Consider the following 25,784-nt stretch of genomic DNA (forward strand, 5'->3'; position numbering starts at 1 on the left):
GGTACCGCACCATTGTTACCCAATCGCTTCCAGCACAGCCTCACCCAGCTGCGCCGGGCTTTCGGCCACGACGATACCGGCACTGCGCATGGCTTCGATCTTGTCCTCGGCACCACCTTTGCCGCCGGCGACAATCGCGCCCGCGTGGCCCATGCGGCGGCCCGGAGGCGCCGTGCGGCCTGCGATGAAACCGGCGGTCGGCTTCTTGCGGCCCTTCTTGGCCTCATCCGCCAAGAACTGAGCGGCTTCTTCTTCGGCCGAACCACCAATCTCACCGATCATGATGATCGACTCGGTCTCGTCATCGGCCAGGAACCATTCAAGCACGTCGATATGCTCAGTCCCTTTGATCGGGTCGCCGCCGATGCCCACACAAGTGGACTGGCCCAGACCCACATCGGTGGTCTGCTTGACGGCCTCATACGTCAGGGTGCCCGAACGGGACACAACGCCGACCGAGCCGCGCTTGTGGATGTGGCCGGGCATGATGCCGATCTTGCAAGCATCAGGCGTGATGACACCGGGGCAGTTCGGCCCGATCAGGCGCGAGCTTGAACCTTCCAGCGCGCGCTTGACCTTCATCATGTCCAGAACCGGGATGCCTTCGGTGATGCAGACGATCACTTCCATCTCGGCATCAATCGCCTCAAGGATCGAGTCCGCCGCGAAAGGCGGCGGAACATAGATCACGCTGGCATTGGCTTCAGTCACATGCTTGGCCTCGTGGACCGAGTTGAACACGGGCAAGTCGAGATGGGTCATCCCGCCTTTGCCGGGGGTCACGCCGCCGACCATCTTGGTGCCGTAGGCGATAGCCTGTTCGCTGTGGAATGTGCCCTGCGAGCCGGTAAAGCCCTGACAGATCACTTTGGTATTTTCGTCGATGAGGACTGCCATTCTGAGGAGTCTCCTATTGAGCTATGCGTGCGTTCCGTACCGCACGATAAGAAAATAATGCGATGGCTCCGAGCCAAAGCGGCCATACAAGAAGGGCCAAATGTTCAGCCCCCGGAATCTTCGCGGGCTCGCAGCCTTTGCAACCAATTAACTCCCATGCGATTCCGACCGCGGCCAGTGAAAGCAGGCCTGCGCCACAGACATAAACGCCCACGAGGCCAAACGCTTTTCTTGCGACCAGAAGCAGAAGGTAAACGCCAATTACTGGAGCCAATGTTGCAATAAGCAGAAATGTTACGAAGCCGAGCAGCAAGAGATTAACCCTTAACCGCCTTCACGATCTTCTCGGCACCGTCTTTCAGGTTGTCTGCCGCGATCACGTCCAGGCCAGAGGTGTTGATGATCTCCTTGCCTTTCTCGACGTTCGTGCCTTCCAGACGCACGACCAGCGGAACCTGCAGGCCGACCTCTTTCACCGCGGCGACAACGCCCTCGGCGATGACGTCACAGCGCATGATGCCGCCGAAGATGTTGACCAGGATGCCTTTGACCTGCGGGTCCGAGGTGATGATCTTGAACGCTTCGGTCACTTTCTCTTTGGTGGCACCGCCGCCAACGTCTAGGAAGTTGGCAGGCTCGGCCCCATACAGCTTGATGATATCCATGGTGGCCATCGCCAGACCGGCGCCGTTGACCATGCAGCCAATCTCACCATCCAGAGCGATGTAGTTCAGGTCGTATTTGCTGGCTTCCAGTTCCTTGGGGTCTTCCTCGGTTGTGTCGCGCAGCTCGGCAATGTCCGGGTGGCGATAAACCGCGTTGCCGTCAAAGCCAACCTTGGCGTCCAGCACCTTGAGGTCGCCGCTGTCGGAGACGATCAGCGGGTTGATCTCCAGCATCTCCATGTCCTTCTCGACGAAGGCGGAATAAAGCTGGCTCATCAGCTTGACGCATTGCTTGACCTGCGCGCCTTGCAGACCCAGCGAAAACGCGATGCGACGACCATGATAGGGCTGATATCCAGTGGCAGGATCGACCGAGAAGGACAGGATTTTCTCGGGCGTGGCTGCGGCCACCTCTTCGATGTCCATACCGCCCTCGGTCGAGCAGACAAAGGAAATGCGGCTGGTCTGACGATCCACCAACAGGGCCAGATACATCTCGGTCTCGATGCCGGAACCAGCCTCGATATAGATGCGGTTCACCTGCTTGCCCGCCGGGCCGGTCTGGTGTGTGACCAGCGTGCGACCTAGCATCTTCTTGGCTTCCTCGGCAGCCTCTTCGACGGATTTGGTCAGACGGACGCCGCCCTTTTCCCCGGCGTCAGCTTCTTTGAAAGACCCCTTGCCGCGGCCACCTGCGTGGATCTGAGCCTTGACGACCCACAGAGGACCATCCAGTTCGCCCGCTGCGGTTTTGGCTTCCTCGGAGCGCAGAACTGCGCGACCGTCAGAAACCGGCGCGCCATAGCTGCGCAAAAGAGCTTTGGCCTGATATTCGTGAATGTTCATCGAAACTGTCCCGTTTGACTACGATTGAACCGTTATAGGCGTGTCTAGGGGATATGTTTAAAGGGTTTTTTGATGTCAGGTGGGTTTTTACCGAAGATTTTCTCTTTTTGTGATCACAGGTTTTTGGGGTGTGATCACAAAGTTGGGCGCGCCGCAAATTTGATTCGAAATATCTTTTGCGCGTCGGGAAAACACATTCAAAAAGGGTGCTTGCGTCGTTTGCGCCAACATTTGCGACGGTTCACGTTGCAAGCTGCGTGGCGGTCCAAATAGAAAACCGGCCCGCTTTCGGGGCCGGTTTGAATGCAAGACCGAAGGGTGCTTACGCCAGCGAGCTGTCGATACCCTTGCAGGCTTCAATCAGGCCCTTCACAGCGTTGACCGAGTTGTCAAAACCGGCCTGCTCTTCTTCGTTGAGCTTGATGTTGACGACACGTTCGATGCCACCTGCGCCGATCACGGTGGGGACACCGACATACATGCCTTTGACGCCCAGTTCGCCGTCGCAATAGGCCGCACATGGCAGAACGCGTTTCTGGTCCTTCAGATAGGCTTCGGCCATTTCGATTGCCGAGGTTGCAGGTGCGTAGAAGGCCGAGCCGGTTTTCAGCAGGCCAACGATTTCAGCGCCGCCGTCACGGGTGCGTTGGACGATGGCGTCCAGCTTGTCCTGCGTGGTCCAGCCCATCTCGACCAGATCGGGCAACGGGATGCCGGCAACGGTTGAATAGCGCACCGACGGCACCATGGTGTCGCCATGGCCGCCCAGAACAAAGGCTGTCACGTCGCGCATGGAGACGTTGAACTCTTCCGACAGGAAATGCGCGAAACGGCCCGAGTCCAGAACGCCTGCCATGCCGCAAACCTTGTTGTGCGGCAGGCCCGAGAATTCACGCAGGGCCCAGACCATCGCGTCCAGCGGGTTGGTGATGCAGATGACGAACGCGTCGGGTGCGTTGGCGGCGATGCCTTCACCAACCGACTTCATGACCTTCAGGTTGATGCCCAGCAGGTCGTCGCGGCTCATGCCCGGTTTGCGCGGGACACCAGCGGTGACGATGCAGACATCCGCGCCTGCGATATCCTCATAAGACTGGGTGCCCTTCAACTTGGCGTCAAAGCCTTCCGAGGGGCCGGATTCGGCAATGTCCAGCGCCTTGCCTTCCGGGGTGCCTTCGGCGATGTCGAACAGGACGACGTCGCCAAGTTCCTTCATTGCTGCGAGGTGGGCGAGCGTGCCGCCGATCTGACCTGCGCCGATCAGCGCGATCTTGGGTCTGGCCATTTGGAATATCTCCGGTCGGATTAAAATCGCGGTTGTGCTAGTCGGTAAATGGCATTTGCGCAAGGGTTATGGGGCGCGGCATGCAACCGCATACCGATTGCAGACGACCCGGTGGTTGCGCTAAACGACCTGTTAGATAAGTCAATTCACGGATCGCCACATGTTCGATTTGAACCTGATGTTTTTTGCTGTGGCGATCCCTGCGGTGGTCTTTGCCGGTATCTCGAAAGGTGGATTCGGGTCCGGCGTGGCCTTTGCCTCATCGTCGATTCTGGCTTTGATCCTGACGCCCGGTCAGGCGCTGGCGCTGATGCTGCCGATCCTGATGGTGATCGATGTGGCCACGCTGGGACCCTATTGGAAACGCTGGAACTGGCCGGATTCGCGCCTGCTGATTCTGGGCGCGGTTCCAGGCGTCGCGCTGGGCGCATGGTTGTACCGCGCCACAAATGACGACTTGTTGCGCTTGCTTATCGGCGGAATATCAGTCGGTTTCGTGATCTGGCACATCGCCCAAAGCCGAGGTCTGATCCGGGGCTTTGCCAATCGGTTGCCACCGCCCGCCGGGATGATCGCAGGGCTTGTTGCCGGGTTTACCAGCTTTGTCAGCCACGCGGGCGGCCCGCCAGCGGCGGTCTATCTGTTATCGCAAAGGCTGACGAAAACCGAGTTTCAAGCCAGCACAGTGCTGGTCTTCTGGGTCATCAATGCCGCCAAATTCATCCCCTACGCTTTTTTGGGTCTGTTCACCTGGCACACGGCACTGGCAGATCTTCTGTTGACGCCCTTCGCAATTCTCGGGGCCTGGCTGGGCGTCCGGGCGCATTTCATGCTGTCCGAGCGCCTGTTTTTTGCCATAGCCTATGTGCTGTTGACCCTCACCGGCAGCAAATTAATCTGGGACGCGCTGACCTAGACGTTCGGTGGCAAGGCCTCGGCCATGTCCTCGTAAGCCTGGCCAGATGCGATCAGGCAGGTCATCCCGTCTGGTAGCGTAACCGTAACGGTCCAACTGCCGGTCTTCTCAGAAGCATAGACCTCCATCACCGCGCCTTGCCGGGCGATACCGATGCTGCGGCGCGTTTCGCCATAGGATTCGGCCAGCCGCTTAACCACGTCATCGCGTGGCGCGCAGGTGCGCGCCTGCAATTGCTGCGCGGCCAGAACCATGATCCCAAGGCCCATTGTCATCTTGATAAGCGTCTTTTTCATGCGTCACCCCATATGTTTCCATCTGTCGTCAGGCTGCAGGTAACGCACAGAAATTTGGTTAAATCGCCGCACGTTGCATTGCGAATGCTGCGTTGCGGCAATTTTCTCCTTGAACTTTCCGGCAAAAAATGCCCCATTCCGCGCAACATTCTTTCAAAGGGAGAGGCCAATGGACCTCCGTCAGCGCCCCTATCGTTCCGTTCTCTACATCCCCGGGTCCCGCGATCGGGCCTTGGAGAAAGCGCGCACCTTGCCGGTGGACGCGATCATTTTCGACCTCGAGGATGCGGTCTCGGCAGATGAAAAGGACAATGCGCGCGAAACGCTAAGGGCCGCTTTGAAAGCCGGAGGGTATGGTTCGCGGGTCAAGATCGTTCGCATCAACGGCCTGGATACGGAATGGGGCCGTGCCGATGCCGAAGCTGTGCGCCAGATGGATGCTGACTATGTTCTTTTGCCCAAGGTCAGTTCAGCTGCCGATGTGGACGCGTTGGCCGCGATCACGGGCGACATGCCGATTTGGGCGATGATGGAAACGCCGCGCGGGATGCTGAATGCAGCGGAAATTGCCGCCCACCCGCTGATGGCCGGGTTCGTCATGGGGACCAACGATCTTGCCAAGGAATTGCAGACCCGCTTTAGACCGGATCGGTTGCCAATGATGACCTCGCTTGGGTTGTGCCTGCTGGCGGCGAAGGCCGAGGGGCTGATCATCGTCGATGGCGTTTATAACGCCTTCAAAGACGGCGAGGGTCTGGCCGCCGAATGTGAACAAGGCCGAGATATGGGTTTTGACGGCAAAACACTGATCCACCCGGCGCAGGTTGAGATTGCCAATACAGCCTTTGCCCCGTCGGACGCCGAGATCGATTTGGCCCGCCGCCAGATCGCCGCATTTGAGGAGACTGAGTCGCAGGGGCAAGGCGTTGCTGTTGTCGACGGTAAGATTGTTGAAAACCTACACGTTGTAACTGCCCGCGAAACTCTGGCAAAAGCGGAGGCGATAGTAGCTTTGCAAGCGGGGTAAGCCAGCATGGGCTTTGTTCTTCTGATCCTTGGTGTCGCGCTTTGGTGGGCGGCACATCTGTTCAAACGCGTGATGCCGGCGCACCGCGCGGCTATGGGCGATGCAGGCAAAGGTGCGGTTGCGCTGTTGTTGGTTGTGGCGATTCTTTTGATGATCTTCGGCTATCGCATGACGGACTTCATCCATGTCTGGGCTCCGCCAACCTTCCTGATCCACGTCAACAACTTGTTGGTGCTGATTGCCTTCTACATGGCGAGCCCGGCCGGAACCAAAGGCCGCCTGTTGAACAAAATACGTCACCCGATGCTGGGCGGCTTCAAGCTATGGGCATTCGCGCATCTTCTGGTGAATGGCGATCTGGCGTCGATCGTCCTGTTTGGCGGGTTGCTGGCTTGGGCCGTGGTAGAGGTGATCGTGATCAACAAGTCCGAACCCGATTGGACCCCCGGCGAGCCCGGCACCTATGGCAAGGATGCGATGTTCTTTGTGGCTTCGATCGTGCTGCTTGGCGTTGTCGGCTATATTCACGGGCTGGTCGGCCCGTCCCCGTTCGGATCGTAAGGAGCAGACATCATGGCAAAACTCTATCGGTTGCTGACCGAGGAAGACACCTCGGCCTTTTGCCACAAGGTCTCGGACGCGCTGGCAAAAGGGTGGGACCTGTATGGCGATCCCTCTTACGCCTTTGACGCCGCAAACAATGTGATGCGCTGCGCGCAGGCGGTGACCAAAGAGGTTGCGGCTGATTATTCCCCCGACATGAAACTTGGACAGCAATGATGGCAAAGACCAATCCGGGCAATTTCTTCGAAGATTATTCAATAGGGCAAGTGTTGCATCACGCGGTTCCCCGCACCGTGACCGATGGCGAACGGGCGCTTTACCACGCGCTTTACCCGGCGCGGCACGCGCTCTACTCCTCGGATGAATTCGCCCGAAAAAGCGGCCTGCCACAAAGCCCGATTGATGACCTCGCCGCCTTCCATGTGGTTTTTGGCAAAACCGTTCCCGATATATCGCTGAACGCGGTGGCCAATCTGGGCTATGCCGAAGGACGCTGGTTAAAGCCGGTCTATCCCGGTGACACGCTGCGGTCAGAATCCGAGGTGATTGGACTCAAGCAGAATTCGAACGGCAAGACCGGCGTCGTTTATGTGCGCACTCGTGGCCTCAACCAGCGCGACGAGGCCGTCCTCGAATATGTTCGTTGGGTGATGGTACGCAAATCGAATCTGGATGCGCCCGCGCCCGAGACGCTGATACCCGAGCTGAAAAAGGTGCTGAACCCGCAGGATTTGGTAGTGCCCGAAGGGCTGGATTTTTCGTCCTATGACGACGCGCAGGCGGGCGAGGCCCATCGCTGGGGCGATTATGAGGTGGGTGAGACAATCGATCACGTCGATGGCGTCACCGTGGAAGAGGCCGAGCATATGCTGGCTACCCGCCTGTGGCAGAACACGGCCAAGGTGCATTTCGACCTGACTTTCCGTCCCGAAGGGCGGTTGATCTATGGCGGTCATGTAATCTCGATGGCACGGGCCCTGTCATTCAACGGTCTGGCCAACGCGCAGATGATTGTTGGCCTCAATGGTGGGGCTCATGCCAACCCTTGTTTTGCGGGCCAGACGATCAAGGCCTGGTCTGAAGTGCTGGACAGGGCGGACACGGATGCGCCCGGCGTGGGCGCCATCCGTCTGCGACTGGTGGCCACAAATGACGGTGAACCCTTTGCGTTGAAAGGTGATGACGGGCGGTATTTGCCCGACGTATTGCTGGATCTGGACGTCTGGGCGCTGATGCCCACGTAGCCGCCGTGAAAGGGGTCGCGATGTTAAAGCAACTCGCAGTTTGTGCCTTTGCTGCGGCTTCCCCGGCCGCCGCAAGCACCGACGAGTTCGTCGAGGCAAACCTGCTGTCCATCTTCTATCACGAGCTTGGACACGCGATCATCGATATCCTGCAGCTGCCCGTTTTTGGCCAGGAAGAGGACACGGCCGATGTGGCCTCGGTACTTCTCATCGACGCGCTGTTCGACGAGACAACCGCGACCAGTATCGCTTATGACGCCGCTTTCGGCTTTCTGGGCGAGGCGAATGCCGCTGGTGATGACATCCTGTATTGGGGGGTGCACGGCCCCGATCTTCAGCGTTACTACAATCTTGTGTGCCTGTTCGCGGGGGCAGACATGGACAGCCGCGCAGCGATGGCGGATGACTTGGGCCTGCCCGAGGAACGTCAGGAAACCTGCGAAGACGAGTTCCAGCTTGCCAATGACAGTTGGGGGCCGGTCTTTGATGAAATCGCCGGCAGCGGACGTTCGATCCGATACCAGGGCGACGCGTCGACGTTTGCCGGGGTGATAATGGCTGACGAAGTCGCGGCCTTGAACGAGGTTTTCAACCTGCCGCTCCGCTTGGATGTTCGGGTCGAACAATGCGGTGAGGCAAACGCATTTTACAACCTCGAGGACAAAGACATCGTGATCTGTACGGAATTCGAGAACTGGCTGCGCGAGATTGCGCCCTGACGCGAAATTGAGAGTCAAACTGCGCATTTGTGTTAGGCTCGCCCTATGCAAATCCTGCGCGCAGCTCCTCTGGCTTGTTTGCTTGCGACACCTGCCGTCGCCTGTGATCTGGCATTGGCGCTGGCCGTCGATGTATCCGGGTCGGTCGATTCCAGCGAGTTTCGAATTCAGATGGATGGTCTGGCCGCAGGGCTGCGCGACCCCGTAGTGTCCGAAGCATTGGTTCAGGGGCAAGCCCGTCTGATGCTGGTCCAATGGACGGGTAGTTCACGCCAGCGCACCACCATTCCCTGGACACGCATCGACAGCTTTGCTGCGCTGGACGCCTTTGCAGATCAGGTCGCCGTTGATCCTCGTGTGTGGCGAAACTTCTCGACCGCGATTGGCGAAGCGCTTGAGATGACGGTGGCGAGCTTTGACGCTGTCGCCGATTGCGGGCGGCATTTGATTGACCTGTCCGGGGACGGGGTCTCGAACGAAGGCGTTGAGCCATCCGAAATGCGCGGTCTGCTGAACGCCCGGGGCATCACCGTAAACGCCATCGCCATTGAGGAAAGCGAGCCGGACCTGACCGCCTATTTCTTTGAAAACGTCATTGTTGGCGAGGGTGCTTTCGTGGTTTCGGCCGCCGGGTTTGCGGACTACCCCGAACGCATAAGGAAGAAGCTGCTGCGCGAAGTGACTCAACAAACGGCGGGTCTGGAATGACGCCGCAGCAGATTCGTGATCACAATAGCTTCCCCTTGAAAACGCTAACATTGCGCGAGGTGAATGCAATTTGTGATCACAAGATAATTTTGCGTGATCACATACCCGATTTATCTGGGATTTAATGCAAGATTCGATGTTTTTTGCACCCGCAGCACGTGACAGAGTCGCAAAAAACGGTAAAACCTTCGGTAGCCAACCGAAAAGGAGCCAACATGGCCGATGTAAATCGGGGCAATCGCCCTCTTTCACCACACCTCACCATTTATCGTCCGCAGATGACGTCGATATCCTCGATCATGGTGCGGATTACGGGTCTTGCCGCGTTGGCGGTTTCCTTTTTTGTTGTCTGGTGGCTTTTGGCGGCTGCAACCTCTGAGAGTGCGTTCAACGTCATCGACGGGCTGATGCGAAGCTGGTTGGGTGATCTGGTGATGTTCCTCGCGGCCTGGGCGATTTTCTATCACATGCTGGGCCGGTTGCGTCACGTGATCTGGGATCTTGGCTACTGCGTCGAGGTCGCCGTATCCGAGAAGATGGGCATCGGCATGTTCGTCCTCGCTACCATTCTGGCGTTCATCACGGCGATTGCGGTTTAAGGAGACGGACCATGCAGAACTATCTGACAGACCGTAAACGCGCACAGGGCATGGGTGCCGGTGGGCAGGGTACGCATCATCACTGGCAGATGATGGCAAGCTCGACCGCGCTGGTGTTTTTGGTGCCCCTGTTTGTCTTCACCTTCGCTGCCGGTCTGGGCGGAACCTACGAAGAGGTTCTGGCCTATTACAGCCGTCCATTCCCGGCGATCATCACGGCGCTGACGCTGGTTGTCGTCATTCTGCACCTAGTGCGCGAGGCACAGGCCGCCATCGAAGACTACGTTCACGGCGTCGCAGAAAAGCTGAGCCTGATGGCTGTTGCTGCTTTCGGATACACTCTGATCGCTGCCGGGCTGTTCGCCCTTGTCAAGCTCGCCCTGTGATTTGCGCGGTAAGGAATTCAAACGATGACTGCATATGAATATGAAACCCACGAATATGACGTGGTGGTTGTTGGGGCAGGCGGAGCTGGCCTTCGCGCAACGCTGGGTATGGCCGAGCAGGGGCTGCGCACGGCCTGTGTAACCAAGGTTTTCCCGACCCGCTCGCACACTGTTGCTGCCCAAGGCGGTATCGCTGCGTCACTATCGAACATGGGGCCGGACCACTGGCAGTGGCACATGTACGATACGGTCAAAGGCTCGGACTGGCTGGGTGATACTGACGCGATGGAATACCTGGCGCGTGAAGCCCCCAAGGCGGTGTACGAGCTGGAGCATTACGGCGTTCCGTTCAGCCGCACCGAAGAGGGCAAGATCTATCAGCGCCCGTTCGGCGGACACACCACCGAGTTCGGCGAAGGCCCTGCGGTGCAGCGTACCTGTGCGGCCGCTGACCGGACCGGCCACGCGATCCTGCACACGCTCTATGGTCAAAGCCTCAAGAACAACGCCGAGTTTTATATCGAATACTTCGCCATCGACCTGATCATGTCCGATGACGGGCAATGTCAGGGCGTCGTCTGCTGGAAGCTGGACGACGGCACGATGCACGTTTTCAACGCCAAGATGGTGGTGCTTGCGACCGGCGGCTATGGCCGCGCCTATTTCAGCGCAACCTCGGCCCATACCTGTACCGGTGATGGTGGCGGCATGGTCGCCCGCGCGGGGCTCGCCCTGCAGGATATGGAGTTCGTGCAGTTCCACCCCACCGGCATCTACGGTTCAGGCTGTCTGATCACTGAAGGCGCACGGGGCGAGGGCGGATATCTGACCAACTCGGAAGGCGAGCGGTTCATGGAGCGCTACGCGCCCCAGTACAAGGACCTCGCGCCGCGCGACTATGTCTCACGTTCGATGACCATGGAAATCCGCGAAGGCCGCGGTCACGGTGACAATGGGGACCATATCCACCTGAACCTCAGCCACCTGCCCGCAGAAGCACTGGCTGAGCGTCTGCCGGGCATCTCGGAATCCGCGCGCGTGTTTGCCGGGGTGGATGTCACCAAGGAACCGATCCCGGTTCTGCCAACGGTTCACTACAACATGGGCGGTATCCCGACCAACTATTGGGGTGAGGTTCTGAACCCCACCGCCGACAATCCAACTGCCGTTGTGCCCGGCCTGATGGCCGTGGGTGAGGCCGGATGCGCCTCGGTCCATGGTGCGAACCGTTTGGGATCGAACTCGTTGATCGACCTTGTGGTCTTTGGCCGTGCGGCAGCGATCAAGGCGGGCAAGGTTGTAGATGCGGATGCACCGAACCCGGTGCTGAACCAGGCATCGGTCGATAAAGCGTTCGATCGCTTTGACGTGGTACGCAACGCCAGCGGCGCGATTCCAACTGCCGATCTGCGGCTTGAGATGCAGCGCACCATGCAGGAAGACGCAGCCGTGTTCCGGACCGCCAAGACCATGGCGGAAGGTGTCGAGAAGATGACTGCGATCGCCGCCAAGATGGACGATCTGAAAGTCTCGGACCGCAGTCTAGTCTGGAACAGCGATCTGATGGAGTCGCTGGAACTGACCAACTTGATGCCAAGCGCGCTGGCCACCATCGTCGGGGCCGAGGCGCGCAAGGAATCGCGCGGCGCGCACGCGCATGAGGACTTCACCGAGCGTGACGATGAAAACTGGCGGGTCCACACCGTCAGCCGTGTTGAAGGCAACAAGGTAGCCCTCAGCTATCGCCCTGTGATCGTTGATCCGCTGACCACCGAAGACGAAGGTGGCATCAGCCTCAAGAAGATCGCGCCCAAGGCGCGGACGTTCTAAGGAGAGGAACTTATGGTACAACTGACCCTCCCCAAAAATTCCCGGATCACGACCGGCAAGACATGGCCCAAGCCAGAAGGCGCGACCAATGTGCGCAAGTTCCAGATCTATCGCTGGAACCCCGATGATGGCCAGAACCCCCGTGTCGATACATATTTTGTCGACATGGATGCTTGCGGCCCGATGGTTCTGGACGCGCTGATCAAGATCAAGAACGAGATCGATCCGACCTTGACCTTCCGCCGGTCGTGCCGCGAAGGCATCTGCGGCTCCTGCGCGATGAATATCGACGGGATCAACACGCTGGCCTGTATCTACGGCATGGATGAGATCAAGGGCGACGTGAAAATCTATCCTTTGCCGCATATGCCGGTGGTCAAGGACCTGATACCGGACCTGACGCATTTCTATGCCCAGCACGCCTCGATCATGCCGTGGCTGGAAACCAAGACCAACCGCCCTGCGAAAGAGTGGAAGCAGTCCATCGAAGACCGCAAAAAGCTGGATGGTCTGTATGAATGTGTGATGTGTGCCAGCTGCTCAACCTCGTGCCCGAGCTATTGGTGGAACGGCGACCGCTATCTCGGCCCCGCCGCGTTGTTGCATGCCTATCGCTGGATCATCGACAGCCGGGATGAAGCCACAGGCGAGCGTTTGGACGAGCTTGAGGACCCCTTTAAGCTGTATCGTTGCCACACCATCATGAACTGCGCCAAGACCTGCCCCAAAGGTCTGAACCCGGCCAAGGCGATCGCCGAAATCAAAAAGATGATGGTCGACCGCGCAGTTTGATCACAGTGCCAGAAAATTCTAAACCCGGGGTGGAAACGCCTCGGGTTTTTTCGTGTTCTGCGAGCATTGAATAATCGGAGACCTTCAATGACTCAAAAATCAATCTTCGTCCTTTGCGCCATCGCAATCACTTTTCTTGCGGCTTGTGGTGGAACGAGCAGCAATCGGGCAGATCTTGTATTCAAACAAGTGGACTGCGCCGCGCAGGCGGGGATCAACGGCTCATTTACCACGCAGTACGAATTGCGGGACGGCAAACAAACCGAAGTATTTGTGCCCGGTAATGGCGTAACCGAAGCACAAGCGGCCAAGGCAAACGCCTGCATGGTGGCATAAGCGCGGCAACAAACGGGGCTGGCGCAAACAAATGCCAGCCTCTTGCGTTCTGATCATAACAAGACTGCAAAAAGATGCGGTGAACTCGGCGGATTTCCGGCTTACCATTCAATCAGGGAGGGGTGACTGGTTTAGAACAGGAACTCTTCGATGGAAAAGAAAGACAGCAAATCCGAGGCGCTTGAGGCGCTGGAACAGGCTTGGGCTTATTATATGCCAGAACCGGCGCCAGCGAAAAACGAACGTACCCCCGACCTGTTCGAATACGCCAACGCAGCCTGACACTTGAACTTGGTCGACGAATGGGCAAAGCATAAGCATGCCCATTCTGTTGCTGATACTGGCCGCTGGTGTATTTGCCTATTTCGTCTGGCGATCCAGAACGACATCCCTGACCCGCGATTGCCGCTGGCGGCAACACCGGCAGGAGGGTGTCTGGACCTGCGCCTATTGCGGGGCGCAGCAGGCCGGGTCGGATGCCCCAACTGCCTGTCTGCGCGGCACGTCAAAGTGAAAGGGCGGCGTTTCGCCCTGTCCTTGGTCTAGGCGTTGGGAAAGGCCGCCTGTAGAGCAATCTCAACCATGTCGCCAAAGCTACGCTCACGCTCGGACGCGGGCAGGGCTTCGCCGGTCAGCAGGTGGTCGGATACGGTCAGAACCGCCAGTGCACGGCAGTTGTGGCGCGCGGCAAGGATGTAAAGCTCGGCGGCTTCCATTTCGACCCCAAGGATGCCGTGGCGCACCATCTGTTCGTTCAGGTCGGGCCGTTCATCGTAGAACACGTCCGACGAATAAATCCCGCCAACATGGGTCGGCGTACCTTTGGCGCGTGCGGCGGCGACGGCCGCCTCAAGCAAATCGAAATCGGCACAGGGTGCGAAATTCAGCTCTTTCATGATCCCGCGCGACGGGGTGCTGAGCGTGGTTGAGGTCATCGCCACAATCACGTCCCGCACTTTGACGTTTTCCTGCATTCCGCCGCAGGACCCGATACGGATCAGCGTTTTGGCGCCATAATCGCGAATCAATTCGTTGGTATAAATCGACAGCGAGGGCATTCCCATTCCGCTGCCCTGAATAGTGACAGGGTTTCCCTTCCAGCTGCCGGTAAAGCCAAGCATGCCCCGCACGTTGTTAATTTGCCGAACATCGTCAAGAAACGTTTCTGCCGCCCATTTCGCGCGATATGGGTCGCCCGGCAGCAAAACTGTTTCTGCGATTTCGCCTTTTTCAGCGCCAATATGAATTGTCATTTCAAATCCGCCCGTCAGATTTCAAGATCAGAGATATCGGCGCCGGATTGCAGAGCGTCATGAATCCATTGCGGTTTCCGGCCACGGCCGGTCCAGGTTTGCACTGGATTTTCCGGATTGCGGTACTTCGCTTTCGCCTTGGTGCCTTTTGCAGAGAATTGCGAATCGGGCGAAAGCTCTGACAGGGAAAACCCAAATTCGGCGGCAGCCTTTTCAGCCGCTTTCAAGGCCGCTTTCCGTTCGCGGACTTCAGCGTTTTTTATTGCTTTTTCAACTTGCGCGCCTAATTCCAGCAGTTCTTTGCGCGACATGTTTTCCAGATTGATCCCCATCATTCCCTCCGTGTGTCAGGGTTGCCCAATGCAAAACCGCTTGGGCAAAACCGCATTCGCCCAAGTTGTCTATCCCTTTCAAGGGGGAATTAGAATCGAAAAAGATCAGCGCGGATTTTCCGCCTATTCAGCGGCAAGAGTTTGCGGATCAACCAGTGTAACGATATCGCCCATAATTGCGTTCAATTCGAAATTCTTGGGCGTGTACACTTTTGCGACGCCCATGGATTTCAACTGCTCGGCATCCTCGTCCGGGATGATGCCTCCGACGACCACTGGGATATGGTCCAGCCCCTCTTGCGCCAGACGTGTCATGACATCCTTGACCAAAGGCAGATGACTGCCGGACAGGATCGACAGGCCGATTACATGTGCGTCGTCTGCCGCCGCTGCCTCAACGATTTCCTCGGGGGTAAGGCGGATGCCCTCATAGCTGATGTCCATGCCGCAGTCGCGCGCGCGGAATGCGATCTGTTCGGCGCCATTGGAATGGCCGTCCAATCCGGGTTTGCCGACCAAGAACTTCAACCGGCGGCCCAGCTTGTCGCTGACTGCGTCGACTGAGGCGCGCAGGTCCTCCAGCCCTTCGGTCTTGTTCGATACCGACCCGGACACGCCCGTCGGGCCGCGATAGGTGCCATAAGCCTTGCGCATTTCCTCGGCCCATTCCCCGGTTGTCACGCCAGCCTTTGCTGCCGCAATGGACGGCTCCATGACATTAGCACCGGTTTGCGCCGCGTTGCGCAGGTCCGCCAGCGCCCGGTTCACAGCAGCTTCGTCCCGTTCGGCGCGCCATTCGCTCAGACGCGAGATCTGTTCCTGTTCGACCGCCGGGTCGACCACCATGATGCCGCCATCTTCGGTTTGCAGGGGCGAGGGCTCGCCTTGCGTCCACTTGTTCACGCCGACAACAACCGTTTCATTGCGTTCGATCCGGTTGAGACGCTCGGCGTTGGAGTCCACCAGCCGCGACTTCATGTATTCGATCGAGGCGACAGCGCCGCCCATCGAGTCCAGATTGGCCAGTTCCGCGCGGGCCCCGGTCTTGAGCTCCTCGACCTTGGTATCCACCGTCGGGTTGCCGTCAAACAGGTCTCCGAATTCCAGCAGGTCGGTCTCATAGGCCAGGATCTGCTGCATCCGCATCGACCATTGCTGATCCCATGGGCGCGGCAGGCCAAGCGCTTCATTCCAGGCGGGCAATTGCACCGCACGGGCGCGGGCCTTTTTCGACAGAGTCACGGCCAGCATCTCGATCAGAATGCGATAGACGTTGTTTTCGGGCTGTTGTTCGGTCAGGCCCAGCGAGTTCACCTGAACGCCATAGCGGAAACGGCGGAACTTGGGGTCTTCGACACCATAGCGATCTTGCAGAATTTCATCCCAAAGATCGACAAATGCCCGCATCTTGCACATTTCGGTGACAAAGCGGATGCCAGCATTCACAAAGAAGGAAATCCGTCCGCACAGCGCTGGGAAATCCTCAGCCGGAACGCGCGGGCGCAGTTCGTCCAACACCGCGATGGCAGTGGCCAACGCATAGGCCAACTCCTGCTCGGGTGTCGCGCCAGCCTCTTGCAGGTGATAGGAACACACATTCATCGGGTTCCATTTCGGCACGTTGGTATAGCAATACTCGGCCACATCCGCGATCATCTTCAGCGATGGTTTCGGCGGACAGACATAGGTGCCACGGCTCAGATACTCTTTGATCAGATCGTTCTGAACTGTGCCTTGCAGTTTCGAGATATCCGCGCCTTGTTCTTCGGCCACGGCAATATACAACGCCAGCAGCCAAGGCGCTGTGGCGTTGATTGTCATCGAGGTGTTCATCTGTTCCAGCGGTATCTGATCGAACAGCACGCGCATGTCACCCAGATGGCAGACCGGAACACCAACCTTGCCGACCTCGCCCCGCGCCAGGGTATGATCGCTGTCGTACCCGGTCTGGGTCGGCAGGTCGAACGCCACAGAAAGTCCGGTTTGACCCTTTGCCAGATTGTTCCGATAGAGCGCGTTTGACGCCCGAGCGGTCGAGTGACCGGCATAGGTGCGGATAAGCCAGGGGCGATCTTTCTGCGTCTGCGTCATGGTGCAATCCTAGTGAGTCCAAGAGTAACAAAATTACGTACTCAGGTTCTAAAGCGCAATTTTTGGGATATGTCAATTCGCTGCATTGCGGCATTCACCGGTTTCTTCAGATTGTGGGCGATGCAGATTAGTGGCACTGTGCGCCCATGACGCAGAGCGTGGAAATTCCGTTATGGCTGTTTGTGCTGATCGTGGTGTTTGCCACGGTCACCTTTGCCTCGCATTTCCTGTTCCCATCGGTGCGCTGGTTCTTTCGTCGGCGACTGGAACGCGCAGTGGCGCGGCTGAACCAGCGCCTGCAACGTCCGATTCAGCCATTCAAGTTGGCCGGACGCCACGACATGATCCAACGACTGATCTATGACCCTCAGGTCAGCAAGGCGGCGCAGGAATACGCGCGAGACACCGGCGTGCCCGAGGCCGTCGCCTCAGAGCAGGTGCGGCGCTACGCGCGCGAAATCGTGCCATCCTTTTCCGCATTCGCCTATTTCGGTTTGGCCATCCGTCTGGCCCGGTTGCTGAGCAATTCGCTCTATACGGTAAGGCTCGGCTATGAGGATGAGGCAGCGATCAACGAGATCGACCCCGATGCAACGGTGGTCTTTGTCATGAACCACCGCAGCAACATGGACTACGTTCTGGTGACCTACCTTGCGGCCAGTCGGTCAGCCTTGTCATACGCGGTTGGCGAATGGGCCCGGGTCTGGCCCCTCAGCCGTCTGATCCGTGCGATGGGCGCGTATTTTATCCGGCGCAGGTCGGGCAACGATCTGTACCGACAGGTTCTGGCCAGCTATGTGCGCCACGCGACCGAGGCCGGGGTAACGCAAGCGATGTTTCCCGAGGGCGGGTTGAGCGTGACCGGTCATCTGGGTCGCCCGAAGCTGGGTCTGCTGAAATACATTATCGATGGGGCAGGGGCCAGTGATCGGGATGTGGTGTTCGTCCCCGTGGCATTGAACTACGACCGGGTCCTTGAAGACACCATTCTGACCGCCGCTGCTCAGGACAGCGAAAGGCGTTTCAGGGCCCGGATTGGTGTGGTCACGCGATGGACGCTCAAACAGATCTGGCGGCGGTTGATTGGTCGGTACAAGCGTTTTGGTCTGGCTTCGGTCCGATATGCCAAGCCGATTTCGCTGAACGCGTTCCGACAGAAGCATGAGCGCGATCTGACAACCGATCTTGCACGAGAGCTTATGCGGCGCATCGGCGGTGCGATTCCCTATGCTCCGTTGCCCGAAGCGTGTCGCATCCTGTTGCATGATGGTCCGCTAGCGGAAGGGGAATTGAAAGCCCGGCTGTTAGAGCGCGCCAAGCCCGAAATGGCGGACGACGCCGAGCAGGTCATTTCGGACGCCATTGATCAACTTGTTGATCGCCGCTTGCTGGCCCGCAAAGACGGAGTGCTGGTGCCGACCGGGGATAGATCCGACTTGTTGACATACTACGCTGCCTCGTCGTCGCAGGGATCTGTGGTGGATGCTGCGAGTGCGAAAGGCATTTCTGCACCTGCTGGGTCATAAAATTACAAAAACGACACCAAAAACGGTTGCATTATTTCTCAGCCGTCAATATTCCATCTTTCAGAAACCGCGATTCTGCATCGCGGCAAGACAGTCAGCATAAGGAGGCCAGCATGGCTTTGGACACCGACAGCGGTATCGCGTCATACGAGGCGCCGGAAAAGGACCTCTACGAGATGGGCGAGATCCCTCCGATGGGATATGTGCCGAAACAGATGTACGCCTGGGCGATCCGCAAGGAGCGTCATGGCGAACCGAACACCGCAATGCAGCTGGAAGTCGTCGATGTTCCGAAGCTGGACAGCCACGAAGTGCTGGTTCTGGTGATGGCTGCAGGCGTCAACTATAACGGTGTCTGGGCCTCGCTGGGCAAACCGATCAGCCCGTTTGACGGTCACGGTCAGCCTTTCCACATCGCTGGTTCGGATGCCTCGGGCATCGTCTGGGCCGTTGGCGACAAGGTCAAGCGTTGGAAAGTGGGCGACGAGGTCGTGATCCACTGCAACCAGGATGATGGCGACGACGAAGCGTGTAACGGCGGTGACCCGATGTATTCGGACAGCCAGCGCATCTGGGGCTATGAGACGCCGGACGGTTCGTTTGCACAGTTCACCAACGTGCAGGCTCAGCAGTTGATGCCGCGCCCCAAGCACCTGACCTGGGAAGAAAGCGCCTGCTATACGCTGACGCTGGCCACCGCATATCGCATGCTGTTCGGCCATGAACCGCATGACCTGAAACCGGGTCAGAACGTTCTGGTTTGGGGTGCTTCAGGTGGTCTGGGGTCCTATGCGATCCAGCTAATCAATACTGCCGGTGCCAATGCGATTGGTGTGATCTCGGACGAAAGCAAACGTGATTTCGTCATGGGCCTTGGCGCGAAGGGTGTGATCAACCGCAAGGACTTCAATTGCTGGGGGCAACTGCCTACCGTCAACACGCCGGAATATGCCGATTGGTTCAAAGAAGCCCGCAAGTTCGGCAAAGCCATCTGGGACATCACCGGCAAGGGTGTGAACGTCGACATGGTGTTCGAACACCCCGGCGAAAGCACGTTCCCGGTTTCGACCTTCGTGGTGAAGAAGGGTGGCATGGTCGTGATCTGCGCCGGTACCACCGGTTATAACCTGACCTTCGACGTGCGTTACATGTGGATGCACCAGAAGCGTCTGCAGGGCTCGCACTTTGCGCATCTGAAACAGGCGTCCGCCGCGAACCAGTTGATGGTCGAACGCCGCCTGGACCCTTGCATGTCCGAAGTGTTCTCGTGGGATGATCTGCCCGAGGCGCATATGAAGATGATGCGTAACGAGCACAAGCCCGGCAACATGTCGGTTCTCGTTCAGGCACCCCGTACGGGTATGCGAACGCTGGAAGAAGTTCTGGCTGCGCGCGACTGATACCGTTCAAATTGAACCGAAGCACCCGCAGGGCGTTACAGCGCTTTTGCGGGTGCTTTTGCGTTCAAAATACCGAAGTGCGCAAATTCAAAGGTTTGCGCGTTCGCCCTCCGCTATTTCTGGGGAGTAGAAAGCGGTGAATAGGCCACACTGGCGCATACATGTTATGGTTGTGTTAACCCTTCGTTAACTATTTCGGGGACACCTTTGATGGCGAAAAATGAGTGGATATTGGACGTTTTGTCGGATCTCAACGCCTTTGCGGTGGCGAACGGGATGAGCGCGCTGGCCGAGCAGTTGGATGACACCCGGCTGATCGCAGCGGCCGAGATTGCGTCCAAGCAGGATGAGGCACGGTCGCCAGCGAATGGGAACAAAATTCGATTTGAGCCAGGTCCCGGAGGATTTGGAAAACACCAGCACGCTTGACGAGCTGACAGATGTCGCGGTCCGGATGCGCGACAATCTGGAACTGGACCACATCACATATCATTGGGTCGATGGGGCAGGTGATCAGTACGGCTTTACGACCTATTCTGACGCCTGGAACGATCAGTACCGAGACAGAAACTATCACCGGATCGACCCGGTTATCCTAGGCTGCTTCCAGCGGTTTCACCCGGTGGATTGGAAACAGCTTGACTGGACCTCGAAATCCGTTCGCGCCTTTTTGCAAGATGCCCGCGACCATGGTGTCGGAAATCAGGGCTATTCGATCCCGCTGCGCGGTCCTGGTGGTCAGTTCGCCCTGCTAACCGTCAACCACACCTGTGACGACGACCAATGGCAATTTTTCATTTCGACCTATGGCCGCGATCTGATCCTGATCGCACATTACCTGAATCGTAAGGCTCTGGAATTTGCACGTGACCGCCAGCCTGAACATCAACGTGCCCTGTCGCCGCGTGAAATTGACGCCATGACCCTGCTGGCGCTGGGATACAGCCGGGCGCAGGTGGCGCATTCCCTGTCGATCTCGGAACATACGTTACGCGCCTATATCGAAAGCGCCCGGGCCAAGCTGGGCGCGCAGAACACAACTCATGCCATCGCAACCGCACTCAGCAGAGGTTTAATAGTCGTTTAACGACCGCGCGTTGCTCATACGCATAATTAACCACGTGTCCGTACTCCCTTTGTTCCAAGCATGGACGACAAGGGGAACAAGTCATGTTGCGTTATCTGTATGCCGACGAGTTGCATAAATTCCCGGCGCTGGCCGAAGGCATGTTTCGGGATCGCGCCAATCAGTTCAAAATCCGGCTGGGTTGGGACGTGACGGTGGATGAAAACGGTGAAGAGCGGGATCAGTATGACGCCATGAACCCGCTCTATGTCATCTGGGAAGAGGAAGACGGCAGCCACGGTGGATCCATGCGGGTCATGCCGACAACAGGGCCGGTGATGGTGAACGAAGTGTTCGGACATCTGAACGGTGGCGCGCCGATCCACAGCCCGCTGATCTGGGAGGTGACGCGCTTTTGTCTGTCGCGCACGGCCAGCCCGCACACGGCCGGAGCGATCATGCTGAGCGGCGGCGAAATGATGGAGGGGTTTGGCCTGACCCATATCGCCGGTGTGTTCGATGCGCGGATGATCCGGATCTATCGTCTGATTGGATCCTCGCCAATTGTGCTGGGATCACAAGGCAAGGGACGCGATCAGATCTCGGTGGGATTGTGGCCCTATTCTGCCGATGACTGCAACCGTGTCGCCGAGCGGGCCGGTATCCCGCGCGAGCTGTCGCGCCTGTGGTTCAAGGTCGCTTTCGGCCATGTGGCACGGCATCGGTTCGCGTTGTCGGCCTAGCATATCGAAAAACGAATTCCGCATCTGGTCGGGGGTGGCGTGGCCCTGTAGGGTCGCGCCATGTCCTTGCCCCAAGTCACCTTTTCCGAAGATCAGGCCGCCGCATTCGACAGCATTGCGGAAATGCTGCGCTCGGCTGGCGTAGACCTTGAAGACGACGCTTTACTGAAGCTTCCGGGAAACGGAAAATCAGGTGTCATGGCCGTTATCGGCAAAGCGGGATCAGGAAAAACCCTTTTACTGGCAGAGCTTTACAAGGCTCTGGCGGAAACAGGCGTCAATCTTGTGTCCGGCGACTTTGAAAGCCGCAAGTCGCGCGACAAGCGCAGCCTCGCGATACTGGCCCCGACCAACAAGGCCGCCAGTGTTTTGCGCCTGCGCGGCGTACCCGCAACCACTATTCACCGCATTCTTTATACTCCGGTCTATGACCCGGAATATGAGCGCATCGCCGAATGGTTGGCCGGAAATGACGAACGCCCCGAGATCGAAGGCCTCACGGACGAAGCGCTGGACCGCGCTGCGGCATTCTATGCCAACAACAAGTCCATCCCGGGGGCGTTGGCGGCGGCGGGGCTTCGGGGATCGGACTTTATCACTGGCTGGAAACGACGGGATGAGCCGCTGGATATCGGCTTTGTCGATGAGTCGTCGATGCTGGACGACCGGCAGTTCGAAGATTTGCAAGAGATCTTTCCGACCCTGCTTTTGTTTGGCGACCCCGCGCAGTTGGCACCGGTGAACCAGTCCGGCTCGATGGTGTTCGACGGTCTGCCCGAGCCACGCAAGCTGGAATTGCACAGGGTACACCGGCAAACGGCAGACAATCCGATCCTCGACCTCGCACATGCACTGGCTGATCCGGCCTTGGGGTTCGAGGATTTCGAACGTTTGGTCGAAGACACCGCCCGCCGGGATGATCGAGTGGTCTGGGGGCAGCGGGTCGAAGTCGATTTGATGGCACGCAGTCCCGTGCTGGTCTGGCGCAACGCAACACGTATTCGCCTGATTCAGGCGTTTCGGAATGTGCATGGCGCGCCTGAGACCGAGTTACTGGAAGGCGAGCCGCTGATCTGCGACGGCATCGAACTGCCGTTGAAACACCGCAAGAAGCGGCTGGACCTAGAGGCGCGCGGCCTGATCAAGGGGGCTCAGGTGATCTATCTCGGCCCTGGCCGCAAGCCCGGGTTTTCGCGTCTTCACGTGATGGGGGCAGAGGACCCGCAAGTCAGCGCCGCCTCGATCGTGCAGATCGAAAAGCCTGACGAAGAAGAGCCTTTCATCCCCTACGCCGCCCGGATGGGGGCAACGTTTCTGCACGGTGCGGCGGTGACCATTCACAAGGCACAGGGCTCGCAATGGGATACGGTGCAGGTGTTTGCACCGGATATCTATGCCGCAGCCTGCATGGGCCGAACCGAGGCCGGGCAACCGTTGTGGAAACGGTTGGCCTATGTGGCCATCACGCGCGCACAAGAGCGGTTGATCTGGGTGGTTCGGAACCGTCTGTCCAAGCCGACCCACCCGTTGCGTGTGGATGACCTGCGGGCGGTTCCGGCCGCATCCCTGACATTGGAGGCAGAAGAGCCATGAAAACAATCATCGTAACTGGCGCAAGCTCGGGCATTGGCCGCGCAACGGCCGAATTGTTTCTGGACGAAGGGTGGACTGTCGGCATTCTGGCCCGCAGCGCCGATACGCTCAAGGACATGGCAGCGCAGAACGGGAACGCAATCCCCTTGGTTGCGGACGTCACCGATCCAATCGCGGTTGCGCGGGCCTTTCGGTCGTTTCTGAACGAGGTCGACCGGCTGGACGTTCTGTTCAACAACGCGGGCATTTTCGCGCCGGGTGGCACGATTGATGAGATCGCGCTGGAGTCCTGGTTTCAAACCGTAAATGTCAATCTCAATGGCATGTTCCTGTGCGCGCGCGAGGCGTTCCGGATCATGCGAAACCAATCTCCGCAAGGTGGGCGCATTATCAACAATGGCTCGATCGCGGCCTATGTGCCGCGCCCGAATTCGGTGCACTATACAGCGACGAAACACGCCATCACCGGGCTGACGCGCAGCCTGTCGCTGGACGGGCGCGATCTTGGAATCGCTTGTGGCCAGATTGATATCGGCAACGCCAATACGCCAATGGTTCAGGAGCTTGTGAATAACGCCAAAGCCGAAGGGCGCACCCCCGATCCGACGATGCCAGTCGAAGACGCTGCCCGGTCGGTGCTGCATATGGCAAATCTTCCGCCCGAGGCGAATGTTCAGTTCATGACCGTGATGGCCACCACGATGCAGTATATCGGCAGGGGTTAGGTCTACTTCTCGCGCAGCAGGCGGAAGGCTGTCGAGGCACCCCAACCGGCGGCAATCGCGATGACCAGCGACATCAGCCCGTACCAGATCGGTTGCTGGCGCGACATGTTGTACAGGAACCGTTCCAGCCCGACCTTGCGGACGTCAATTGCCGTCTCGAACTGAGAAACAACGCGCCCGCCCCGCGTCAGGAAGATGCGCGCCTGATAGTCGCCTTCGGTCAGATCGGCAGGCATGTCGATCGAGGTACGGAATAGGGTCTGTTCGTCGACAGCAACGGTGTTCTCGCGAACGGAATACAGGCCCTCGTGCTCGCGAATGCGGATGACGGCGGCGGCGAACTCCTGTGCGCCTTCGACGTCCATATCTGCACCAACTGACCGAATGGCGCGTTCGATCGAGACGCGGTGTCGCAGGTCTTCGGTGCTCGACAGAACTTCGCGAAACGGCGCACTTGTGGCCACTGCATAAAAGCTGGGGGCCAGATCGACCTCGATACTGTCGGTGTTCACCCAGATGCCGAACTTTCGTTCCTTGCGTCGCACGGTGACGGGCTCGGACGGGCCGACGACCGAAACGATCACCTCAAGCGGCGGGCCATCGGGAATGGGGGCTTCGCGTTTCACCGCGCCGAAGATCAGGATCTCGGATCCGTCGAAATTGGCGGTGATCGAAACCCGGTCCTGGCTGAGACCAAGCACGACCTGTTCCTGCGCCGCATGCGCTGGCAGACACAACAGGCAGAGAGCGAAGATCATGCGGATCATGATCAGTGCCCTCCTGCAGCGCCAAGCGAATACAGCTCGGTCGGTTGTAGCAGAAGATCCAGTGCAAGCTTGCCGCAGACCACCAAGACAAGCGCTGCCAGAAGGACGCGCAACTGCTCGGCAGGCATACGTGCACCGATCACGGTGCCGATCTGGGCGCCGACCACACCGCCGACAAGCAGCAGAACCGCCAGAACTACATCTACCGTATAGTTCGTGGTGGCGTGCAGCATCGTGGTAAAGGCGGTCACGAAGATGATTTGGAACAGAGAAGTTCCAACCACAACCTTGGTCGGCATACCCAGCAGATAGATCATTGCGGGCACCATGATGAACCCGCCTCCCACACCCATGATGGCGGACAGGATGCCGACGAATACGCCCACGATCAGCGGGGGAATGACCGAGATGTAAAGGCCCGAGGTGCGAAACCGCATCTTGAACGGCATCGCATGCACCCAGCCGCGCTGGCGTCGTTTAGCCGTCGCCGTGCCTTTGCGGGACTTACGTATGGCGTTAAGGCTTTCGACAAACATCAGGCTGCCGATGATGCCCAGAAACACGACATAGCAGAGCTTGACCAGCAGATCGACCTGCCCAAGACTTTTCAGGTAGTTGAAGACAACAACACCAAGCGCCGCACCGGTCAGACCCCCGATCAGCAAAACTGTCCCCATCTTCAGATCGACTGTTCGCCGCCTGAAATGCGCTAACACGCCCGAGAAAGACGAGGCCACGATCTGGTTAGCCTCGGTCGCAACGGCAACTGCGGGCGGGATGCCGATGAAGAACAGCAAAGGTGTCATCAGGAACCCGCCACCGACGCCAAACATGCCGGACAGGATGCCGACCATCCCCCCGAGGCCGAACAGCAAAAATGCATTCACAGAAACTTCGGCGATCGGTAGGTAAATCTGCATGGCTTCTTCTGAACGGGGTTTGCCGCGCCGGACGGCGCAGCATGACTGGATGGGTTTGCGCTTTGACTGACAGAACGTGGGGCGCCGCTGGTACGAACCTGCTCGCCCCGATCTGGGTCCTCTCCCTTAGAAGAACCCGTTCATATCAGAACTAAGTCGGACGATTCCCTCTTCCTTTAGAACGGTTGCGATCCGAAAATCAACCGTTCATGCCGCTTTGCAGCAATCAGGACCGAGATGCCGTTGCAATCTGGACCT

30 protein-coding genes are annotated in these 25,784 nt (G+C 58.4%); 21 read left to right on the top strand and 9 right to left on the bottom strand.

Going from position 1 to position 25,784, the window contains the following annotated elements; translation table 11 throughout:
* Positions 1-15: 15 nt before the first annotated feature.
* From sucD to mdh, 3 genes are all read right to left on the bottom strand, one after another.
* Positions 16-897 (bottom strand): succinate--CoA ligase subunit alpha, encoded by an 882-nt coding sequence (gene sucD, locus ACR0JA_RS12190; protein WP_170350627.1) that lies wholly within the window; start codon positions 895-897, stop codon positions 16-18.
* A 317-nt stretch (positions 898-1,214) separates the two neighbouring features.
* The gene (sucC, locus tag ACR0JA_RS12195; protein ID WP_480574771.1) at positions 1,215-2,408 is read right to left on the bottom strand and encodes an ADP-forming succinate--CoA ligase subunit beta; all 1,194 of its coding nucleotides are present in this window, start codon (positions 2,406-2,408) and stop codon (positions 1,215-1,217) included.
* Between the two features lie 322 nt (positions 2,409-2,730).
* Positions 2,731-3,693: a malate dehydrogenase gene (gene mdh / locus ACR0JA_RS12200; RefSeq protein WP_480574774.1), complete on the bottom strand. Its 963-nt coding sequence runs from the start codon at positions 3,691-3,693 to the stop codon at positions 2,731-2,733.
* A 160-nt stretch (positions 3,694-3,853) separates the two neighbouring features.
* Here mdh and ACR0JA_RS12205 point away from each other — a divergent pair, with 160 nt between their 5' ends.
* The gene (locus ACR0JA_RS12205; RefSeq protein ID WP_480574777.1) at positions 3,854-4,609 is read left to right on the top strand and encodes a sulfite exporter TauE/SafE family protein; all 756 of its coding nucleotides are present in this window, start codon (positions 3,854-3,856) and stop codon (positions 4,607-4,609) included.
* Here ACR0JA_RS12205 and ACR0JA_RS12210 read toward each other — a convergent pair.
* Entirely contained in the window at positions 4,606-4,905 is a 300-nt protein-coding gene (locus tag ACR0JA_RS12210; protein WP_480574780.1) for a hypothetical protein, read from the bottom strand. The genes ACR0JA_RS12205 and ACR0JA_RS12210 overlap by 4 nt on opposite strands.
* Before the next feature lie 169 nt (positions 4,906-5,074).
* Between ACR0JA_RS12210 and ACR0JA_RS12215 the strand changes: the two genes are divergently transcribed.
* From ACR0JA_RS12215 to ACR0JA_RS12275, 13 genes are all read left to right on the top strand, one after another.
* Positions 5,075-5,932, top strand: coding sequence for an HpcH/HpaI aldolase/citrate lyase family protein (locus ACR0JA_RS12215; RefSeq protein ID WP_480574783.1), 858 nt, complete (start codon positions 5,075-5,077; stop codon positions 5,930-5,932).
* 6 nt (positions 5,933-5,938) lie between these two features.
* On the top strand, positions 5,939-6,493 hold the full coding sequence (locus ACR0JA_RS12220) for an NnrU family protein (protein WP_480574786.1): 555 nt from the start codon (positions 5,939-5,941) through the stop codon (positions 6,491-6,493).
* 12 nt (positions 6,494-6,505) lie between these two features.
* Positions 6,506-6,712: a DUF1737 domain-containing protein gene (locus ACR0JA_RS12225; RefSeq protein ID WP_480574789.1), complete on the top strand. Its 207-nt coding sequence runs from the start codon at positions 6,506-6,508 to the stop codon at positions 6,710-6,712.
* Positions 6,712-7,740, top strand: a complete 1,029-nt coding sequence (locus tag ACR0JA_RS12230; RefSeq protein WP_480574792.1) for a MaoC family dehydratase — start codon at positions 6,712-6,714, stop codon at positions 7,738-7,740. Before ACR0JA_RS12225 ends, ACR0JA_RS12230 begins: the two co-directional genes overlap by 1 nt.
* Positions 7,741-7,760: 20 nt before the next feature.
* On the top strand, positions 7,761-8,459 hold the full coding sequence (locus tag ACR0JA_RS12235) for a DUF4344 domain-containing metallopeptidase (protein WP_480574795.1): 699 nt from the start codon (positions 7,761-7,763) through the stop codon (positions 8,457-8,459).
* Positions 8,460-8,504: 45 nt separating this feature from the next.
* Positions 8,505-9,167, top strand: a complete 663-nt coding sequence (locus ACR0JA_RS12240) for a DUF1194 domain-containing protein (RefSeq protein WP_480574798.1) — start codon at positions 8,505-8,507, stop codon at positions 9,165-9,167.
* 215 nt (positions 9,168-9,382) lie between these two features.
* Entirely contained in the window at positions 9,383-9,766 is a 384-nt protein-coding gene (gene sdhC / locus ACR0JA_RS12245) for a succinate dehydrogenase, cytochrome b556 subunit (RefSeq protein ID WP_480574802.1), read from the top strand.
* Between the two features lie 11 nt (positions 9,767-9,777).
* Positions 9,778-10,152, top strand: coding sequence for a succinate dehydrogenase, hydrophobic membrane anchor protein (gene sdhD / locus ACR0JA_RS12250; protein ID WP_480574805.1), 375 nt, complete (start codon positions 9,778-9,780; stop codon positions 10,150-10,152).
* Between the two features lie 24 nt (positions 10,153-10,176).
* Complete coding sequence (gene sdhA, locus ACR0JA_RS12255; protein ID WP_480574808.1) at positions 10,177-11,982, top strand: succinate dehydrogenase flavoprotein subunit; 1,806 nt, start codon at positions 10,177-10,179, stop codon at positions 11,980-11,982.
* Positions 11,983-11,994: 12 nt separating this feature from the next.
* Positions 11,995-12,774 (top strand): succinate dehydrogenase iron-sulfur subunit, encoded by a 780-nt coding sequence (locus ACR0JA_RS12260; RefSeq protein WP_039540410.1) that lies wholly within the window; start codon positions 11,995-11,997, stop codon positions 12,772-12,774.
* A gap of 87 nt (positions 12,775-12,861) precedes the next feature.
* Positions 12,862-13,110, top strand: coding sequence for a hypothetical protein (locus tag ACR0JA_RS12265; protein WP_480574812.1), 249 nt, complete (start codon positions 12,862-12,864; stop codon positions 13,108-13,110).
* 150 nt (positions 13,111-13,260) lie between these two features.
* Positions 13,261-13,392, top strand: a complete 132-nt coding sequence (locus ACR0JA_RS12270) for a hypothetical protein (protein ID WP_480574816.1) — start codon at positions 13,261-13,263, stop codon at positions 13,390-13,392.
* A 37-nt stretch (positions 13,393-13,429) separates the two neighbouring features.
* Positions 13,430-13,624, top strand: coding sequence for a hypothetical protein (locus ACR0JA_RS12275; RefSeq protein WP_480574819.1), 195 nt, complete (start codon positions 13,430-13,432; stop codon positions 13,622-13,624).
* 28 nt (positions 13,625-13,652) lie between these two features.
* On the opposite strand, the gene deoD is transcribed toward ACR0JA_RS12275, so the two are convergent.
* From deoD to ACR0JA_RS12290, 3 genes are all read right to left on the bottom strand, one after another.
* Positions 13,653-14,363, bottom strand: a complete 711-nt coding sequence (gene deoD / locus ACR0JA_RS12280) for a purine-nucleoside phosphorylase (RefSeq protein WP_480574822.1) — start codon at positions 14,361-14,363, stop codon at positions 13,653-13,655.
* Positions 14,364-14,377: 14 nt separating this feature from the next.
* Positions 14,378-14,695, bottom strand: a complete 318-nt coding sequence (locus tag ACR0JA_RS12285; RefSeq protein ID WP_480574825.1) for an H-NS histone family protein — start codon at positions 14,693-14,695, stop codon at positions 14,378-14,380.
* A gap of 123 nt (positions 14,696-14,818) precedes the next feature.
* A complete protein-coding gene (locus ACR0JA_RS12290; RefSeq protein WP_480574828.1) occupies positions 14,819-16,786 on the bottom strand; it encodes a protein meaA in 1,968 nt (655 codons plus the stop codon).
* A 146-nt stretch (positions 16,787-16,932) separates the two neighbouring features.
* Here ACR0JA_RS12290 and ACR0JA_RS12295 point away from each other — a divergent pair, with 146 nt between their 5' ends.
* The 7 genes from ACR0JA_RS12295 to ACR0JA_RS12325 all read left to right on the top strand — a co-directional run bounded on the left by ACR0JA_RS12295 (position 16,933) and on the right by ACR0JA_RS12325 (position 23,839).
* Entirely contained in the window at positions 16,933-18,312 is a 1,380-nt protein-coding gene (locus ACR0JA_RS12295) for a 1-acyl-sn-glycerol-3-phosphate acyltransferase (protein ID WP_480574831.1), read from the top strand.
* Between the two features lie 113 nt (positions 18,313-18,425).
* Entirely contained in the window at positions 18,426-19,712 is a 1,287-nt protein-coding gene (ccrA, locus tag ACR0JA_RS12300) for a crotonyl-CoA carboxylase/reductase (RefSeq protein ID WP_480574834.1), read from the top strand.
* A 210-nt stretch (positions 19,713-19,922) separates the two neighbouring features.
* Entirely contained in the window at positions 19,923-20,141 is a 219-nt protein-coding gene (locus tag ACR0JA_RS12305) for a hypothetical protein (RefSeq protein WP_480574836.1), read from the top strand.
* Entirely contained in the window at positions 20,080-20,799 is a 720-nt protein-coding gene (locus tag ACR0JA_RS12310) for a helix-turn-helix transcriptional regulator (RefSeq protein WP_480574839.1), read from the top strand. The genes ACR0JA_RS12305 and ACR0JA_RS12310 overlap by 62 nt, the downstream gene beginning before the upstream one ends.
* 83 nt (positions 20,800-20,882) lie before the next feature.
* Entirely contained in the window at positions 20,883-21,521 is a 639-nt protein-coding gene (locus ACR0JA_RS12315) for an acyl-homoserine-lactone synthase (protein ID WP_480574842.1), read from the top strand.
* A gap of 60 nt (positions 21,522-21,581) precedes the next feature.
* Positions 21,582-23,114, top strand: a complete 1,533-nt coding sequence (locus ACR0JA_RS12320; RefSeq protein WP_480574845.1) for an ATP-dependent DNA helicase — start codon at positions 21,582-21,584, stop codon at positions 23,112-23,114.
* Positions 23,111-23,839, top strand: a complete 729-nt coding sequence (locus tag ACR0JA_RS12325; RefSeq protein ID WP_480574848.1) for an SDR family oxidoreductase — start codon at positions 23,111-23,113, stop codon at positions 23,837-23,839. The genes ACR0JA_RS12320 and ACR0JA_RS12325 overlap by 4 nt, the downstream gene beginning before the upstream one ends.
* A gap of 2 nt (positions 23,840-23,841) precedes the next feature.
* Here ACR0JA_RS12325 and ACR0JA_RS12330 read toward each other — a convergent pair whose 3' ends face one another.
* Together ACR0JA_RS12330 and ACR0JA_RS12335 are read right to left on the bottom strand one after the other, a co-directional pair.
* Positions 23,842-24,606, bottom strand: coding sequence for a TIGR02186 family protein (locus tag ACR0JA_RS12330; protein ID WP_480574851.1), 765 nt, complete (start codon positions 24,604-24,606; stop codon positions 23,842-23,844).
* Between the two features lie 2 nt (positions 24,607-24,608).
* Complete coding sequence (locus tag ACR0JA_RS12335) at positions 24,609-25,526, bottom strand: sulfite exporter TauE/SafE family protein (protein ID WP_480574854.1); 918 nt, start codon at positions 25,524-25,526, stop codon at positions 24,609-24,611.
* Between the last annotated feature and the right edge of the window lie 258 nt (positions 25,527-25,784).

It is taken from the genome of Ruegeria sp. AM4 (assembly GCF_056540665.1).

What these genes read in the sequence shown, in the direction of transcription:
- sucD (WP_170350627.1), bottom strand. Translation starts at nt 897, where the DNA reads ATGGCAGTCCTCATCGACGAAAATACCAAAGTGATCTGTCAGGGCTTT.
- sucC (WP_480574771.1), bottom strand. Translation starts at nt 2,408, where the DNA reads ATGAACATTCACGAATATCAGGCCAAAGCTCTTTTGCGCAGCTATGGC.
- mdh (WP_480574774.1), bottom strand. Translation starts at nt 3,693, where the DNA reads ATGGCCAGACCCAAGATCGCGCTGATCGGCGCAGGTCAGATCGGCGGC.
- ACR0JA_RS12205 (WP_480574777.1), top strand. Translation starts at nt 3,854, where the DNA reads ATGTTCGATTTGAACCTGATGTTTTTTGCTGTGGCGATCCCTGCGGTG.
- ACR0JA_RS12210 (WP_480574780.1), bottom strand. Translation starts at nt 4,905, where the DNA reads ATGAAAAAGACGCTTATCAAGATGACAATGGGCCTTGGGATCATGGTT.
- ACR0JA_RS12215 (WP_480574783.1), top strand. Translation starts at nt 5,075, where the DNA reads ATGGACCTCCGTCAGCGCCCCTATCGTTCCGTTCTCTACATCCCCGGG.
- ACR0JA_RS12220 (WP_480574786.1), top strand. Translation starts at nt 5,939, where the DNA reads ATGGGCTTTGTTCTTCTGATCCTTGGTGTCGCGCTTTGGTGGGCGGCA.
- ACR0JA_RS12225 (WP_480574789.1), top strand. Translation starts at nt 6,506, where the DNA reads ATGGCAAAACTCTATCGGTTGCTGACCGAGGAAGACACCTCGGCCTTT.
- ACR0JA_RS12230 (WP_480574792.1), top strand. Translation starts at nt 6,712, where the DNA reads ATGGCAAAGACCAATCCGGGCAATTTCTTCGAAGATTATTCAATAGGG.
- ACR0JA_RS12235 (WP_480574795.1), top strand. Translation starts at nt 7,761, where the DNA reads ATGTTAAAGCAACTCGCAGTTTGTGCCTTTGCTGCGGCTTCCCCGGCC.
- ACR0JA_RS12240 (WP_480574798.1), top strand. Translation starts at nt 8,505, where the DNA reads ATGCAAATCCTGCGCGCAGCTCCTCTGGCTTGTTTGCTTGCGACACCT.
- sdhC (WP_480574802.1), top strand. Translation starts at nt 9,383, where the DNA reads ATGGCCGATGTAAATCGGGGCAATCGCCCTCTTTCACCACACCTCACC.
- sdhD (WP_480574805.1), top strand. Translation starts at nt 9,778, where the DNA reads ATGCAGAACTATCTGACAGACCGTAAACGCGCACAGGGCATGGGTGCC.
- sdhA (WP_480574808.1), top strand. Translation starts at nt 10,177, where the DNA reads ATGACTGCATATGAATATGAAACCCACGAATATGACGTGGTGGTTGTT.
- ACR0JA_RS12260 (WP_039540410.1), top strand. Translation starts at nt 11,995, where the DNA reads ATGGTACAACTGACCCTCCCCAAAAATTCCCGGATCACGACCGGCAAG.
- ACR0JA_RS12265 (WP_480574812.1), top strand. Translation starts at nt 12,862, where the DNA reads ATGACTCAAAAATCAATCTTCGTCCTTTGCGCCATCGCAATCACTTTT.
- ACR0JA_RS12270 (WP_480574816.1), top strand. Translation starts at nt 13,261, where the DNA reads ATGGAAAAGAAAGACAGCAAATCCGAGGCGCTTGAGGCGCTGGAACAG.
- ACR0JA_RS12275 (WP_480574819.1), top strand. Translation starts at nt 13,430, where the DNA reads ATGCCCATTCTGTTGCTGATACTGGCCGCTGGTGTATTTGCCTATTTC.
- deoD (WP_480574822.1), bottom strand. Translation starts at nt 14,363, where the DNA reads ATGACAATTCATATTGGCGCTGAAAAAGGCGAAATCGCAGAAACAGTT.
- ACR0JA_RS12285 (WP_480574825.1), bottom strand. Translation starts at nt 14,695, where the DNA reads ATGGGGATCAATCTGGAAAACATGTCGCGCAAAGAACTGCTGGAATTA.
- ACR0JA_RS12290 (WP_480574828.1), bottom strand. Translation starts at nt 16,786, where the DNA reads ATGACGCAGACGCAGAAAGATCGCCCCTGGCTTATCCGCACCTATGCC.
- ACR0JA_RS12295 (WP_480574831.1), top strand. Translation starts at nt 16,933, where the DNA reads ATGACGCAGAGCGTGGAAATTCCGTTATGGCTGTTTGTGCTGATCGTG.
- ccrA (WP_480574834.1), top strand. Translation starts at nt 18,426, where the DNA reads ATGGCTTTGGACACCGACAGCGGTATCGCGTCATACGAGGCGCCGGAA.
- ACR0JA_RS12305 (WP_480574836.1), top strand. Translation starts at nt 19,923, where the DNA reads ATGGCGAAAAATGAGTGGATATTGGACGTTTTGTCGGATCTCAACGCC.
- ACR0JA_RS12310 (WP_480574839.1), top strand. Translation starts at nt 20,080, where the DNA reads ATGGGAACAAAATTCGATTTGAGCCAGGTCCCGGAGGATTTGGAAAAC.
- ACR0JA_RS12315 (WP_480574842.1), top strand. Translation starts at nt 20,883, where the DNA reads ATGTTGCGTTATCTGTATGCCGACGAGTTGCATAAATTCCCGGCGCTG.
- ACR0JA_RS12320 (WP_480574845.1), top strand. Translation starts at nt 21,582, where the DNA reads ATGTCCTTGCCCCAAGTCACCTTTTCCGAAGATCAGGCCGCCGCATTC.
- ACR0JA_RS12325 (WP_480574848.1), top strand. Translation starts at nt 23,111, where the DNA reads ATGAAAACAATCATCGTAACTGGCGCAAGCTCGGGCATTGGCCGCGCA.
- ACR0JA_RS12330 (WP_480574851.1), bottom strand. Translation starts at nt 24,606, where the DNA reads ATGATCCGCATGATCTTCGCTCTCTGCCTGTTGTGTCTGCCAGCGCAT.
- ACR0JA_RS12335 (WP_480574854.1), bottom strand. Translation starts at nt 25,526, where the DNA reads ATGCAGATTTACCTACCGATCGCCGAAGTTTCTGTGAATGCATTTTTG.